The 15,209-nt window shown below is 36.9% G+C and carries 17 protein-coding genes; 7 read left to right on the top strand and 10 right to left on the bottom strand.

Annotated features, from left to right (window positions below):
- The first annotated feature begins 168 nt into the window (after nt 1-168).
- From C1A06_RS07780 to C1A06_RS07760, 5 genes are all read left to right on the top strand, one after another.
- Nucleotides 169-1,905: a phosphoenolpyruvate carboxykinase (ATP) gene (locus C1A06_RS07780; RefSeq protein ID WP_101689679.1), complete on the top strand. Its 1,737-nt coding sequence runs from the start codon at nt 169-171 to the stop codon at nt 1,903-1,905.
- A 290-nt stretch (nt 1,906-2,195) separates the two neighbouring features.
- On the top strand, nt 2,196-2,996 hold the full coding sequence (locus C1A06_RS07775) for a hypothetical protein (protein WP_101689678.1): 801 nt from the start codon (nt 2,196-2,198) through the stop codon (nt 2,994-2,996).
- Nucleotides 2,997-3,152: 156 nt separating this feature from the next.
- Nucleotides 3,153-3,728 (top strand): RNA polymerase sigma factor, encoded by a 576-nt coding sequence (locus tag C1A06_RS07770; RefSeq protein WP_101689677.1) that lies wholly within the window; start codon nt 3,153-3,155, stop codon nt 3,726-3,728.
- The gene (locus C1A06_RS07765) at nt 3,725-4,396 is read left to right on the top strand and encodes a hypothetical protein (protein WP_101689676.1); all 672 of its coding nucleotides are present in this window, start codon (nt 3,725-3,727) and stop codon (nt 4,394-4,396) included. The genes C1A06_RS07770 and C1A06_RS07765 overlap by 4 nt, the downstream gene beginning before the upstream one ends.
- 334 nt (nt 4,397-4,730) lie before the next feature.
- Entirely contained in the window at nt 4,731-5,822 is a 1,092-nt protein-coding gene (locus C1A06_RS07760; protein WP_101689675.1) for a glycosyltransferase family 4 protein, read from the top strand.
- 6 nt (nt 5,823-5,828) lie between these two features.
- Here the strand turns inward: C1A06_RS07760 and C1A06_RS07755 are convergent, their stop codons facing one another.
- The 3 genes from C1A06_RS07755 to C1A06_RS07745 all read right to left on the bottom strand — a co-directional run bounded on the left by C1A06_RS07755 (nt 5,829) and on the right by C1A06_RS07745 (nt 7,831).
- On the bottom strand, nt 5,829-6,416 hold the full coding sequence (locus tag C1A06_RS07755; RefSeq protein WP_101689674.1) for a thymidine kinase: 588 nt from the start codon (nt 6,414-6,416) through the stop codon (nt 5,829-5,831).
- 84 nt (nt 6,417-6,500) lie between these two features.
- The gene (locus C1A06_RS07750; protein WP_101689673.1) at nt 6,501-7,034 is read right to left on the bottom strand and encodes an RsmD family RNA methyltransferase; all 534 of its coding nucleotides are present in this window, start codon (nt 7,032-7,034) and stop codon (nt 6,501-6,503) included.
- A complete protein-coding gene (locus C1A06_RS07745; protein WP_101689672.1) occupies nt 7,031-7,831 on the bottom strand; it encodes a DUF3822 family protein in 801 nt (266 codons plus the stop codon). The genes C1A06_RS07750 and C1A06_RS07745 overlap by 4 nt, the downstream gene beginning before the upstream one ends.
- Before the next feature lie 88 nt (nt 7,832-7,919).
- On the opposite strand from C1A06_RS07745, the gene C1A06_RS07740 reads away from it, so the two are divergent.
- Nucleotides 7,920-9,332, top strand: a complete 1,413-nt coding sequence (locus tag C1A06_RS07740) for an ATP-dependent DNA helicase (protein WP_101689671.1) — start codon at nt 7,920-7,922, stop codon at nt 9,330-9,332.
- Here C1A06_RS07740 and holA read toward each other — a convergent pair.
- A complete protein-coding gene (gene holA, locus C1A06_RS07735) occupies nt 9,329-10,333 on the bottom strand; it encodes a DNA polymerase III subunit delta (RefSeq protein ID WP_101689670.1) in 1,005 nt (334 codons plus the stop codon). The genes C1A06_RS07740 and holA overlap by 4 nt on opposite strands.
- A gap of 9 nt (nt 10,334-10,342) precedes the next feature.
- On the bottom strand, nt 10,343-11,116 hold the full coding sequence (locus C1A06_RS07730; RefSeq protein ID WP_101689669.1) for an AMP nucleosidase: 774 nt from the start codon (nt 11,114-11,116) through the stop codon (nt 10,343-10,345).
- A gap of 62 nt (nt 11,117-11,178) precedes the next feature.
- Here C1A06_RS07730 and C1A06_RS07725 point away from each other — a divergent pair, with 62 nt between their 5' ends.
- The gene (locus tag C1A06_RS07725) at nt 11,179-11,634 is read left to right on the top strand and encodes a type I restriction enzyme HsdR N-terminal domain-containing protein (protein WP_101689668.1); all 456 of its coding nucleotides are present in this window, start codon (nt 11,179-11,181) and stop codon (nt 11,632-11,634) included.
- Nucleotides 11,635-11,695: 61 nt separating this feature from the next.
- On the opposite strand, the gene secG is transcribed toward C1A06_RS07725, so the two are convergent.
- The 5 genes from secG to C1A06_RS07700 all read right to left on the bottom strand — a co-directional run bounded on the left by secG (nt 11,696) and on the right by C1A06_RS07700 (nt 15,206).
- Nucleotides 11,696-12,058 (bottom strand): preprotein translocase subunit SecG, encoded by a 363-nt coding sequence (gene secG, locus C1A06_RS07720; RefSeq protein ID WP_101689667.1) that lies wholly within the window; start codon nt 12,056-12,058, stop codon nt 11,696-11,698.
- The gene (locus tag C1A06_RS07715; protein WP_101689666.1) at nt 12,055-12,813 is read right to left on the bottom strand and encodes a DUF8458 domain-containing protein; all 759 of its coding nucleotides are present in this window, start codon (nt 12,811-12,813) and stop codon (nt 12,055-12,057) included. The genes secG and C1A06_RS07715 overlap by 4 nt, the downstream gene beginning before the upstream one ends.
- 15 nt (nt 12,814-12,828) lie before the next feature.
- Nucleotides 12,829-13,341 (bottom strand): LptE family protein, encoded by a 513-nt coding sequence (locus C1A06_RS07710; RefSeq protein ID WP_101689665.1) that lies wholly within the window; start codon nt 13,339-13,341, stop codon nt 12,829-12,831.
- Complete coding sequence (locus C1A06_RS07705; RefSeq protein ID WP_101689664.1) at nt 13,338-14,603, bottom strand: sigma-54 interaction domain-containing protein; 1,266 nt, start codon at nt 14,601-14,603, stop codon at nt 13,338-13,340. The genes C1A06_RS07710 and C1A06_RS07705 overlap by 4 nt, the downstream gene beginning before the upstream one ends.
- 111 nt (nt 14,604-14,714) lie before the next feature.
- Nucleotides 14,715-15,206: a metallophosphoesterase family protein gene (locus C1A06_RS07700; RefSeq protein ID WP_101689663.1), complete on the bottom strand. Its 492-nt coding sequence runs from the start codon at nt 15,204-15,206 to the stop codon at nt 14,715-14,717.
- Nucleotides 15,207-15,209 lie beyond the last annotated feature (3 nt).

Here is a 15,209-nt window from a genome sequence, read left to right as displayed (position 1 = left end):
TCCATATAAACATTTTTCTATATTTATTTTGAAATACCACAACAATCCACATCCTTAGCAAAATATGAGTAATAAAATACTTCAAAAAGGCTTTTTTTACTATCTTTGCTTGGTTTTTGGCCTACTGGTCATTTCTTTAGAATAATTACCGTAAAATAGATACGCATTATGCTACATGAATTTACACTTTCCAACGGAAAGGCAATGATTAATTACACTCTGAAGTACTGTGATACTAAACAAAAACTGCTCAACAGTTATGGCTTCCGCCGTGTAATCGAATCCTTCATCAGACAAGTCCTTAAAAAAGAAGAAATCGTCATATATAACTACTATCTCGAAACGTTCAAGACAGAAGAAAATCTGACTAACTCATTGATCGAGGTTTTCAAGCTTCTTACCGTTTTCAACATCAAAGAAGTAATACAGGTCAATAAAAATTTCGCAATATTCTTTGAAGACAAAGACTTGTTTATCGAGATTACCGAACTACTTCTTGCATACTGGAAACGTTTGGAACGTTATGCAATTGTACATAGCAATCGTATCAGCGATGGTATTCAGAGCACACGTTTCATCCCTGCAAATACAATGTTCAATGAGCTGATACTTGCAACAGCACGTCGTATACAAGAAACCGTAAACGAACATCCTACACGTATATATCGTCAAAGCACAGCCGGAGCATGTGCCGGAATTACTCTTAACGACGTGAATTGGAACTGCCCTGTAGAGTACAAAGGATTGGCAGGAATACCATTCATCAGTAAGGTCATCATTCAACCGCCATTCATATCATACACAAAAATGAATACCCGTTCGGGATTGTTCCAAGAATACAAACAAAATCCGTTAACGAATATCATTTTGAACGAAGACGATTGGTTTGCATTTCCGGTCAAAGTTGGTAATATGCTTACATTCGTGTATTTCCACCGCGACTTTATGGTACACGGAATTTCACTATCCAATCTGTTTGAAATAGCAACCGAAAACGAATATATCGGTAAAAAACCGGATATTATCTACGTATTCGGATATCCTGATGGTGATGAGGAGAAACGTACATTCTATTACAAGGATAAGAAAAACGACATACTGATCGGTTATGCTAATCATTGTGACGAGATCGACTACTTCGGATATATGAAGAAAATGTTGTTGACACTTCACAATGTTAAGCAAATCGAGAAAAACAGACTTCCTATACACGGAGCAATGGTAAATATCGTTCTTAAGAACGGATCAGAATCAAACATTGTCATCATGGGGGATAGCGGCGCAGGTAAATCTGAAAGCCTCGAAGCGTTTCGTATGCTGAACGATAGCTACATCCGTCATATGCGTGTAGTATTTGATGACATGGGCTACTTGACCAAAGAGGAAGACGGAACAATAAAAGGATACGGAACAGAGATCGGAGCATTTGTCCGTATCGATGATCTTGATCCAGCATACGCATACGAGCAGATGGATAGAGGTATCTTCACCAATCCGGACAAGGTAAATGCGCGTGTGACTATTCCGATTTCGACATACGAAGTCATCTCGAAAGGTTATAAAGTTGACCTTATGCTATACGCTAACAATTACACAGAATCTGACAAGAAAATCTTATTCTTTGATGACTTAAACAAAGCAATCGAAGTATTCGAAGCGGGAACACGTAAAGCAAAAGGCACAACAAGTGAAACTGGTCTGGTTCATTCATACTTTGCAAACCCTTTTGGCCCTGTACAAGAACAAGCTAAAACCGAAACCTTAGTTCGTTCATACTTCAAAGATATGCAAGAAGCAAATGTTAAGATAGGAGAAATATACACATCTTTAGCTATAGATGGAAAGTCTAAAGACGGACCTCGGGCTGCAGCGGAAGAACTATTCAAGCTAATCAATAATGAATAAATAACCAACGTAACAGCCGTACAAAAATTGTATGGCTGTTACGTTTATACTAAACAAACTTTCAGAATTTTCCATCAACGCAACGCAATAAAACACAAACAGTTATTATTCAACCAATAATAGGGCAGCCCCGTTAGGAATAATTAAAAAAATAATATTATTTTTGCTTATATATAAAAATAAGATTTAACTTTGCAGCCTAACATTTTATATTATATCTTAACATAGTATATTACTGCAGCACTCTTTAACAAACTTTTAAAAATTACATCGTCTCTTACTGTGTGCATATGAAAAAAATTTATACAACGATACTTATATCTTTTTGCGCATCATTATTCTTTAGCATAACACTTTCAGCTCAACAAAAACAACAAAGATGGTTTGATCGTAGAAAGCATATATTTCTTAACCAAATTGTTCTGTCAGCCAATGTATCTACAATGGGGATTGGACTTGAGGCTTCTACGGCACTCAGTGATCATTTCATGATACGCTCAGGAATTGATTTCTTTCCCAAAAGTATTGGTTTAAGTGATCAAATTGCAGTAAAAGATGATATATTGCGAAGAGAAGTTGGCTATCATCCCGACTATGACGTGAAATTCAAACCTCAAGTATTTACAGGACATGTCGTGGTAGACTACTATCCAAATAAATTTAAAAACTTTTTTATTTCGGGAGGACTTTATGTAGGTATCACAGATATAAAAGCTGAAGGATATCTAGTAAAACCTGGCACTAACGAACGCTCTGAACTGATAGATCCAAAAGGAGAATGGCCAACTCTAGTATTAAGAAATCAACGCTTGAATATTGACGGGGGACAACTTAATGCAACAATCAGATTAGGAGAAATAGTAAAACCTTACCTAGGTATAGGTTATGGGCGAGCAATTCCAAAATATAAAAATGACTGGGGGTATCGCTTCGAACTTGGAGCTTTAATACTTGCAACTGATGAAATTCGTCAAGGAGGTCGCAGAGCTCCAGTAGATTATAGAAGCCCTGCTATTAATATTGATAAATACTTTAAATGGGTAAAGGTCTGGCCAATGCTTAGTTTTAAAGTTACATTTAGAGCAAAATAACTACAACGACAAAAATAAATTGAAAAGGCCCAAGCTTTACTGTTTGGGCCTTTTCAATTTTAAGAAAAATAAGTTTACAACCATCAACTAAGATCTAACATTCCATCCAATCAAAATATTTGAATAAAATGCTTAGATTTGTAAAAAGAATTTTAATTGCGCTTATTTAGTAAACATAAACAAGAGCTCACGGATGATGAGCTGCTAGAGTTGATAAGAAACGGGAAAAGTCAACCGTATTTTGGACAGCTCTACGAACGATATATTCCACTAATATATGGTTTGTGCCTAAAATATCTAAAAAGCGAGGCTCTTGCTCAAGATGCAGTCATCGACATATTCGAGAATCTTTCTTCTAAGATTGAAACATACGAAATAAGCAACTTCAAAAATTGGATGTATAGCGTTGCCAGAAACCACTGTTTCCAGATTCTACGTGACAATAAAAAAGAAATTCTTGTAGATTTCGACTCGAATATTATGGAATCTGACGAAATTTTGGATCTATTAAGCGAAGAAACTCTAGACAAAGAAAAAGAATCGGCTCTAAACAACTGCATAAAACATCTTCCAGAGCCACAACGAATAACTATAAAAATGTTCTTCTACGAAGACAAATCATATGCAGACATAGCTACAGAGACTGGATTTAACCTTAAGAGTGTCAAAAGTTTCCTTCAAAATGGAAAACGAAATTTAAAAATTTGTGTAGAAAAACATCTAAAAATATGAACCTATTAGATTACATACAAGGAATCAGGAAGGGACGCGATGCCAACCGCATCGAGAAAGATGCTTTACGCGATATTTTCACTTACGAAGCTCTGGAAGGATATGACTCTGTAAAAGGGAACCACAGTGCAAACATAAGTAAGCTACAGAAGCAGATTCAATCAAAGAGCAAACAATCGAGCAATAGCAATCTATTTATCAGAGTAGCTTCAATAGTTGCAGTAATTGTATTTGGAATTGGCGGATATATGGTATTCGACCTTAGCAATCCACACTCCACTAGCCAAGGCTTATCTGCAATGGATTCGAAGAAAACCGTAGCTATCATCAATATATTTGTTCCTGATGATTTTTACAAAGAGCACAAAGCGTCAATAAAGAAAAATAACTATCAGGCTAAAAAGAAATATTTATCTGTAAATATTACCCCTTTCAACATCGAAGAAGAGATCACAGCAAAAGTTAGTAAGCAAGAAATTTCAGAACTATCTAAACTTCGAAATAAATCTATCATTGATATATATATTCCAAATGAAGAATATCAACGAAACGAAATCGAAATAGCAAAAGGAAATAATAGAGCAGAAATTATTAGTGAAGAATCTAGTTCCAATACAATCGATATATACATCCCATCCGAAGAGTACAATAAGCAAAAAGGCAATTGATATTTAAAGAAAAAGATCGTTTGTGAAGAAGAACGAAACCCTATAAAAGCAGAAAAGCCCGCAATATCACATCGCTGACTTTCCAACCTTAACACAAACAGTGCAAATATAAATAAATATTATAAAACAAGCAAACCGATTGAAAAAAACTTTTTCATATTTCAGTGTATATATATACAATTTATCTATACTACATTTACATAAGAAACAAAAAGACAAAGACGATTATGTATCTATGCTAATATTGGGATGAATATTTATTCTTAAACCCAGTTAGACAAAAGACATAAACAACTAAATACAAATAAAATAGACAGCAGAAACAATATCCTTCATGCAATCAAGAAAAATAAATAAGAAAATAAACTTCATTTTGCCATTCAAGCCACGCAGACCTGCTGGGGGATTTAAAATAATGTATGAATATGCAAACAGACTTGTTCGCATAGGCTATGATGTACACCTATACTATCCTATCGAAACTCCTTTTATGAATTATAGATTGCCATATTTGTGTAGATATATATTGACTTTCATTGAAGGATTTAGAAGAAATAAGTGGTTTGATTTCGATAAACGAATCACCATGTCATACATTCCATCCGTTAAGGATAAATATATCGCTGATGCTGATGTTTCACTTGCGACTTGGTGGGCAACTGCCCAAGAAATGGGAAATCTTTCGAAAGAAAAAGGCAAGAAAATAAACTTGATACAAGGCTTCGAGAATTGGGAGGGGCATGAGGAGCTTTTATTCAAATCTTATGACATGAAAGATGTAACAAATGTAGTAGTTGCCAATTATCTTGCAAACATAATTAATCAACATACCAAAAAAGAAACTTATATTATACACAATGCTGTAGACAGTGATATATTCAAAATTAGACAACCCGTCGAAAAAAGAAATCCGTTCTCTATAGCAATGGTGTATTCCATCCAAGAAATTAAAGGTTCGAAATATGGAGTTGAAGCACTTCGATTAGTAAAAGAGCATATACCTCAATTAGAAGTGGAACTATTCGGTATTTGCCCACAGCCTGAGGATTTACCAGGATGGATGAAGTTTCATCGCAACCCAAGCGATTTACCTGAATTATATAATCGTAATTCAATCTTCATAACCAACAGCTTTAACGAAGGATTCAGTCTGGTAATACTAGAAGCTCTATTATGCGGCTGCGCTGTAGTATGTACAGACATTGAGGGACATCAGCATTACAGATCACCAGAAGGAAATGCTGCAACGTTTGTTGAAGCCGGCAATCCTAAAGCAATGGCCGAGGAAATCATAAGATTAATTAAGAACAATGATGCACGAATAGATTTAGCCAAACGAGGAAATATAGTGGCTCAACAATTCGACTGGAATAATGCAATCAACAAAATGGATAGCCTGATAAAGAAATTACTTGAAACAAATTAATATCAGTTATTTATCAGATCGATGCGCAGCATTATAACATGAACGACACAGAGGCTGATATTCCTCAAGTTCTCCTAACATTACTTGCTTATCATTAGCTACCAATCGATGTGAATAATTTGCCAGACAACCACAACGAACGCATATTGCATGAACTTTCATCACATCATCTGCTATAGCACAAAGTCCGGGCATAGGTCCAAAAGGAGTACGTTTAAAATCCATATCAAGCCCTGCAACTATAACACGAATACCTTCATCGGCCAATTGTTGACATACACCAACTAAGCCTTCGTCGAAAAACTGCGCTTCGTCTATTCCTACAACCTCAACGTTGGATGATAATAATAATATATTGCTTGAATGTTCTACCGGAGTAGATGGTATCGAATTCTTATCGTGCGAAACGACTTCACAATCCGAATAACGCACATCAATAGAAGGTTTGAAAATCTCAACAACCTGTTTAGCAATCTGAGCACGCTTCATACGGCGAAGTAATTCTTCGGTCTTACCCGAAAACATCGATCCACAAACAACCTCAATACTACCGCGTTTGGTAGTTTCGTTCATTTTATTTTCCGTATAAATCATCTCAGATAATTATGATATTCTTTGTTCAGTACTTATTAACAAAATAAAAACACCTACCATGAGGTGTTGTCTTGCAAAGGTAAATTATTTCTCGAAAATACTAAAATTTACACTTCCGTATTCACGCCTCTCGCGAAACGACGGATATGAAGAAAAATCATAATCTTTAGAATGCTCAAGAATAAAAAGGCCTCCGTCTTTTATCATATCCTTTTCCAAAATTAAGCGAGGCACATCTGCAAAGTTTTTCAGATCGTAAGGTGGATCGGCAAAAATAAGATCGAACTGATCTTTACAGAAAGATAGATATTTAAACACATCCATCTTGAACACCTTCATATTATCAATCTTCAATTGCTCTTGTACTTTTTCGATAAAAGCAGCATGAGAAAATTGTTTTTCGACACAAGTCACATACTTGCAACCGCGTGAAGCCAATTCGAAACTAATACTTCCAGTTCCACCAAAAAGATCAAGCGCTTCAACATCCTCCCAATCTATCTCATTATTCAGAACATTGAATAGATTTTCTTTTGCAAAATCGGTTGTCGGTCTTGCTTTGAACGAAGGTGGCGGATTGAACCGACGACCACCATATTTTCCACTTATAATTCTCATAATGCTAATAAATCAACAGGAACTTGTTTACCTCCAAGATTAGGAAAGAAGAGTGTATCAAATTTATCGAAATGACATATTTTCTCTATATACGTACTCAGTACGTCATCAACCATTGCTGGACGATCGCCGATAATATACAATTGATCGTCTGACTGATCCAATCCACACTGCTCCCACAATTTAAGTATAAAATAAAGCTGAGTTCTGATATTCTGTTCTTTGTATGTCAAGCTATGTTCTACACTATTATCCGAAACACAAATCACATCCATAAGGCCTGAATGATAATTTACATACATACGTCGCGATGTAATTTTTCCGGAAGTTTGCTGGCTGAACAATTCACACAGAGGGCTTATATGGTGAACAAACTCAGGTCCGCACAGACTTCTTTTAAGAAATTCGCACAACTCTTTTTCGACTGCAAAAATCGTATGACTTGATTGACTTTTATTTGCACAACTTAGCACCGATTTAGCCTCAACCGAGCTTACGGCATTGTACATATCCAAACGTTCTTTTTCCTCGAAATATTTATCTGGAACTATTGTATATTGAGGTGTTACAAAAATCACTGAAACTGACCGAAATTCCTGAGTTAGAAAATTAAAATCGAATATTATTCGCTGAATGTTTGACAACAATGTATCCTGAGAGAACTCGGTTCCACTCACAAAACGATTGTCGGGATGTTCGGCATCGGCAATAGAGAACATAAACTCATCATCTTTAATACGGATAACAAGATTATAATTTTCAGATTTACCAAGATCAATCGTTTCGGGGATAAACATGCTTTACTTCTTTTGTTTGTGCAAATGTAGCAAAAGATATTTTTATCTGCTACTTTTGTCTAAGCATTAAAAATTGACGACTAGACAGATGATCCAGAAATTCTTCCTTGAAAAAATAAAGCAAAACTTTCCATTCGAACCGACAGCAGACCAGAGTCTGGTATTGGAGCAGATTGTTGAGTTTTTATTTACGCAAAAGGATGAACTGGTATTTCTTCTGAAAGGTTATGCCGGAACGGGGAAATCATCTTTACTTGGAGCATTGGTCAAAACAATGACCGAATTTAAACAGAAAACCGTCTTATTGGCTCCGACTGGTCGTGCCGCAAAAGTCTTTTCGGCTTATGCTAATCATCCGGCTTTCACAATACATAAGAAGATTTATCGTCAACGAAAATTCTCTGAAGATGTAGGTAGTTTCAGCATTATGGACAATCTACACAAGGATACACTTTTCATCGTAGACGAGGCCTCTATGATCAGCAACGATGGATTGGATTCGTCTGTTTTTGGAACGGGACGGTTACTTGACGATTTAATTCATTATATCTATTCAGGCGAAAACTGCCGTCTGCTTCTTATTGGCGATACAGCTCAGTTACCGCCAGTCATGCAAGAAGATAGTCCGGCACTTCAAAGCCCCGTTCTTGAGGGCTATGGACTGAATGTTACCGAAACATTTTTAACTCAGATTGTCCGTCAGGCCGAAAGTTCGGGAATATTATTTAATGCTACGAATATCCGTACTGCACTGCACGAAGAAACTACTGACGATTATCCTAAATTACGTTTAAATGGCTTTGATGATATAGTCAAAGTTTCGGGCGAAGAATTAATTGACGAAATAGGTTCGGCATATGATCGCGATGGTATCGAAAATACAATGATCATTTCCAGATCGAATAAACGTGCAAATATATACAATCAAGGAGTACGGAATCGAATTCTTTGGCGTGAAGAAGAATTATCAACCGGTGATCTGCTGATGATAACGAAGAATAATTACTTCTGGACCGAAGAGATTAAGGATATTGAATTTCTGGCTAATGGTGAAATTCTAGAAGTCTTACGCATCCGAAAACAGCAGGAATTATATGGATTCCGTTTCGCCGACGTTCTTGTCAGAAGCGTTGATTACGACACCGAACTTGAGATAAAAATACTACTCGACACGCTTACATCAGAAAGTGCAGGCTTGAGTCGTGAACGATCGCAAGAACTGTTCTATAACGTATTGGAGGATTACAGCGATTATTCGACTAAAGCTGCAAAAATGAAAAAGATGAAAGTCGATCCTTTCTTCAATGCTGTACAAGTAAAATTCGCCTATGCCGTAACATGCCACAAGGCACAAGGTGGAGAATGGAAGAATGTTTTTTTGGATATGGGCTATGTTCCTCAGGAATTTCTAGGTGTCAATTTCTACCGCTGGCTATATACTGCTATCACACGTGCTAGCGGGAAACTTTATTTGGTAAATCTGCCTGACGAGTTTGTTTAATGCGCTATTTTATATAATAGCTCCTTCAGCAATTCGCCATCCGAAACCGAAATATTTCCGAAGCCTTTTCCTTTTGCATCATAAGTCCGAAGCAAACTAATAATTTCCATGCATTTGAATGCATTGTAGTTACGTACGCCAGTAACATAATCGCGAGCCTGAAAAGTACTGCGTAACCCTAGCTCTGCAGCCAAGCCTTGTTCGGTCTTATCTTTTGCCCAATAACAGATCATCAAGTTACTGAAATAATTAAATAAGACTGTCAACGTTAGAATCAATGGATTATTTTTGGGATTCTTCTCGAAATAATCAGCAATCTTGTTCATCTTCAAAACATCACGCTCTACAATAGCTTTCAACAACTCGAAGTTATTATAATCTTTACTGATTCCGATATTCAACTCAATCAGTTCGGCCGTAACCTGCCTTGTATTAGGAGGCATAGCTATCAACAGCTTATCAACCTCATTGGTAAACTTCTTCAGATCGTTACCCAAGTAGTCAGTCAACATCTGCGAAGCTTTACTATCAATACTCAATCCTTTCGATTGAATATAAGAAGTAACAAAAGCGGGCATCTTGTATTCGGGAACTTTGTTCGACTCGAATACGACACCATGTTTATTTATCTCGCCATAAAGTTTTTTACGTTTATCCAACAATCCTCCTTTGTAATTCAAGACGAGAATTGTACTATTCAGTGGATTTTGTGCATAAATAGCTAACTCTTCCAATTTACTAACATCCTGAGCTTCTTTTACTACTATCAGCTGATATTCCGACATCATCGGAAAACCTCGTGCAGTAGTTATCAGACTACGTACATCCGTATCACGACCATACATGATAATCTGATTAAAGTCTCTTTCTTCTTCGGGTAATACCGTATTCATCAACAAGTTTGTCAACTCGTCAATATAATAAGGCTCTTCCCCCATCAAAAGATAGAGAGGTTTGAATCGTTTGGCACGAATCTCCGCTTGTAGTTGCTCGAATGTCATCCTATTCTGTTAATCGAAACGTAAATGTTTTACAGTTTCTCCTTTATTTATCAATGTTTGAAGAGCCTTGATACCTACCATCACATGCTCGTCGACAAATTTTCGAGTTACCTCGCTATCACTTTTCTCTGTTTTCACACCATCTGAAATCATAGGCTGATCCGATACCAACAGAAGTGCTCCGGTAGGAATTTTATTGGCAAATCCGCAAGTAAACAAAGTCGCTGTTTCCATATCAACAGCCATTGCTCTGATCTTACGAAGATAGTCTTTGAATTCGTCATCATGCTCCCAAACGCGACGATTGGTAGTATAAACAGTTCCAGTCCAATAATCACGATTGAAATCCCGAATATTTGAAGACAATGAACGAAGAAGATTAAATGCTGGCAATGATGGTACTTCTGGCGGAAAATAGTCATTCGACGTTCCTTCTCCTCTGATAGCTGCAATTGGAAGAATATAATCTCCAAGCTTATTAATTTTCTTGATACCTCCACACTTACCTAAGAATAGGACTGCTTCGGGTTCAACAGCACTCAATAAGTCCATAATTGTAGCTGCATTAGCACTACCCATACCAAAATTGATAATCGTAATACCCTCAGCCGAAGCATTGGGCATATTACCATCTTGTCCAAGGATAGGCACTTTAAAATAGTCAGCAAAAATCTCGACATAACGAGTAAAGTTTGTCAATAGAATATGCTTCGTAAATTGCTCTAATGGTCTTTTGGTATATCGTGGCAGCCAATTTTCTACTATTTCTTGTTTCGTTTTCATATATGTCTTATTTTTGTTTTAGCTTATCATACAGCCGGACAAATATAATAAAAAACGACCAAATGTTCGAGTTAAACCTACCCTCATTCAACCCCAATATCAAAAAGGTAAATGGACGAATATCAATATTCGATCGTCTGCGTCGTCGTTTTGTAGCCTTAACACCCGAAGAATGGGTACGTCAGCATTTTGTCAATTTCCTTATTACTGAACGTAATTACCCCGAATCGCTAATTGCCAACGAGATCCAGATTGACCTAAACAAGCAAAAGAAACGTTGCGACTCTGTGGTATACGGCAGGGATATGAAACCTTTGCTTATACTGGAGTACAAAGCTCCTGAAATAAAGATTACGCAGGAAGTATTCAACCAGATTGCAAATTACAATATTGTCCTTCATGTAAATTACCTTATAGTATCTAACGGTATGGAACATTACTGCTGTTACGTAGACTACGAAAAGCAAAGCATTAAATACCTTGCGGATATCCCGTCGTACGAATCTCTATTAAAATAACATGCAAAAGAAAAAGACACCTCATTTGAGATGTCTTTTATATATTTTATGCTTAAGAGTATTACTCTGCAGGTTGTGCTTCTTCTGTAGCTGTTCCTTCAGCCGGAGCACCAAGATCTAGAGGTAGAGCTGAGTTTGTTCCCATATCCGGAGTCAATGGAGTTGTAACCGGAGCTTGAGGGATAATATCTTCTACTGCAGCTTTCGGGCGTACTACAACAGCTAGAATACTCATCACAATAATGAAACTAGCTAGTCCCCAAGTTGCTTTTTCTATAAAGTCAGTTGTTTTTCGAACACCCATAACAGCATTCGATGATGCAAAGTTAGAAGAAAGACCTCCTCCTTTTGATTTTTGAACTAAAACAGCCAATATCAATAATACAGATGCAAATACAATTAATACAGTAATAAGCGTACTCATTTTTTATCTTCAAATTTCGAATTTATAATCAATTTTTCGAGAAAACTCAATTGGTCTGCAAAGTAAATGTTTTTTTTTGGATAATTCAAACTTAAATGTTTAATTATTTTATAAGCTTTCTCATATTTATGTTGTTTGACATAGATTTTAGCCAAGGTCTCCGTAAAAAACAGATCATCTGCTAGTTCCTCTTCTTTGTCGATATCTGGTATTGGTGTAGACTTTGCCGGATCGGTCGCGTCTATCTGTATACTTATGCCCTCATCTGCTTTTTCGATAAAGGAATCAATAATATTTTGATGCTTTAAATTATTTGATGTTTTCGAAGATACTTCATCTGACACATCATTTATATCACCAATATAAGCCAGATAATCCGATGAAGCCAATGTTGTACTTGATAAGTTATACTCAAAATTGTCATCAAAATCATTTCCTTTAGTCTCAAAGAATGCATCCAATAAGATGCTAGTTCTATCTTCCGACAATTTACGTCGCTCGACTGTATTAAAGAACTGATTATATTCTTCTTTCAGGATATAAAAGAACAAAGCTTTCCGATCTTGAACGAAAACACTATACTTTGTCAACTCGCCTCTGAATGACTTACTATCATACAAATAAACAGCCTTCAGATACAAAAATAATGCCCCTTGAAAATATGGATACTGATCAACAATTGACTTCAGCCGCAAGATATCCGACACTTCCAAGTCATCGTCGACTAACAGCCTGTACAATTCATCTTTATCCATCTACTGAAATCCGTATTACCAATTAGACATTGTCGAGTTAAATATTTGGTCGATAATCTCTTCGTTTATCTCTCTAACAAGTTGCTCCTGAACCTCGTCAATACTCTTACCGCTTTCAAAATCTCGATATGCAGTAAAAACCTCCCCATCTTTATCCTCTTCAGGATTCACATTGTTACGATAACGAATACGAACAGAAACCGTCATACGTGTTTCTGAAGCATACATATCTTCTTTAACTGCCAAGGGAGCGAAATCGTAGCGAATAATTTCGCCTTCCAGCTCTACATTTGGATCATAATCCGTAAACTTCAATTTCGTATTACGTGTAAAAACATCACGCAGCCTCTCATTAAACATCTGAGCCATCGGCGCGTAAACTAACGTAGCATGATTATTGAAATCATGAATTTGAATTGTTTTTATTTTACTATAATCAATCGACGCCCCATTGAAGCTATAGGACACTTTACACGCACCTAACAACAACGTAAACCCGAGCATCAAAAACAAGATGACTTTCTTCATAAATCTTCCAGATTATAAGCTTTTATTTTTCTATATAGTGTACGCTCGGATATCTTCAAGTCCTGAGCTGCATTTTTACGTTTTCCCTGATGACGTTCCAATGCCTTTCTTATCATTTCCTTTTCAACTTCCTCAAGAGACAATGAATCTTTATCAACATCGGTCGAATCAATAACCTGAAATTCACCATCATCATCAATCACATCCTCTTTGTCGTATAAATTAGCATGCGTATCCTTCGTTATGATAGCAGGTACATTCTTATCTGTCTGAACAACTATAGGCTGATATGCCATGTCTTTTTTTACTTCAGCAGCAGTAAGATTTCCTGAAACCAAATCGTGAACAATCTTTTTCAGGTCATTCATATCCTTTTTCATATCGAACAAGACCTGATAAAGTATCTCACGTTCATTATTGAACATACGCTGTCCATCCCCATCATGAGGTTGTAATGCTATCATACCAACTTCGTTTGCTGGCAAATACAATTTCAGAATCTCTGGTGTAATTTCACGGTCTTGCTCTATTACCGAAATTTGTTCGGTAATATTCTTCAACTGGCGAATATTGCCCGGCCAACGATAATCAACCAACATCTGACGTGCAGCATCTGTCAAGACTATAGCCGGCATATTATACTTCTCGGCACAATCGCTAGCAAATTTGCGAAATAGTAAAGGAATATCTTCTTTTCTATCGCGTAACGCTGGGATACGAATAGGCACAGTATTTAAGCGATAATACAAATCCTCGCGAAAACGACCATTCTTTGTAGCTTCAACCATATCCAGATTCGTAGCCGCAACAACTCTAACATCAGTCTTTTCTACTTTCGACGAACCCACTTTCATATATTCTCCGGTTTCGAGAACGCGTAATAAACGAGCCTGAGTAGATAGAGGTAGCTCCCCTACTTCATCTAAAAATATAGTTCCTTTATTCGCATATTCGAAATAACCTTTACGTTCGCCGGTAGCTCCCGTGAAAGATCCTTTTTCGTGTCCAAACAACTCCGAATCGATTGTACCTTCGGGTATCGAACCACAATTGACCGCTATATAAGTACCATGTTTACGATGGCTATTTTGATGTATAAGTTGAGGAAAGTTTTCTTTTCCAACTCCACTTTCTCCGGTAACAAGTACAGAAAGATCGGTTGGTGCCACCTGCAAGGCAACCTCAATAGCTCTATTCAACTCAGCATTATTACCAATAATACCAAATCGCTGTTTAACTTGTTGTATATTTACTTTTGCCATTACAAGAATATCTGATTGTTAAAGTAACTGACAAAGTTACATATTTATTCCAACTTTGTCAGGCTTTCGTTCTTAAGATTTACTAAGACACACAGAGAATACTTCCTCGAACTAACCATTTAATTCTATCACTTCAAGATCCGTAATATTCCCATCATCCAAGACAAAACGCACCAAAGTACGAACGCGATGAAAACCGGACTTCCCTGCCGCACCTGGATTTATATGCAGGCACTTAAGCGTTTCATCATATCTCACTTTAAGGATATGCGAATGCCCTGTAATAAATAACTTTGGAGGATTTGCAAACAGTATTTTCCTTACACTCGGCTCATATCTACCCGGATATCCTCCTATGTGAGTCATCAGCACATCCACTCCTTCCAACGTAAAACGTTGAAATTCGGGCACAGCACGACGAACACGCGCATCATCTATATTGCCGTAGACTGCACGCAACGGTTTAAAAGCCTCAAACTTCAACAGCAGATCCATCGATCCTATATCACCCGCATGCCACACTTCGTCACAATCCGCAAAATACGATTCATACTTATCATCCCAACAGGAGTGGGTGTCCGAAAGCAATCCTATCTTTTTCATTCT

The sequence above is a fragment of the Dysgonomonas massiliensis genome (assembly GCF_900240225.1).
Classification (GTDB): domain Bacteria; phylum Bacteroidota; class Bacteroidia; order Bacteroidales; family Dysgonomonadaceae; genus Dysgonomonas; species Dysgonomonas massiliensis.
Note: the sequence above shows the minus strand (reverse complement) of the source record. Positions and strands in the feature narration are given on the sequence as shown.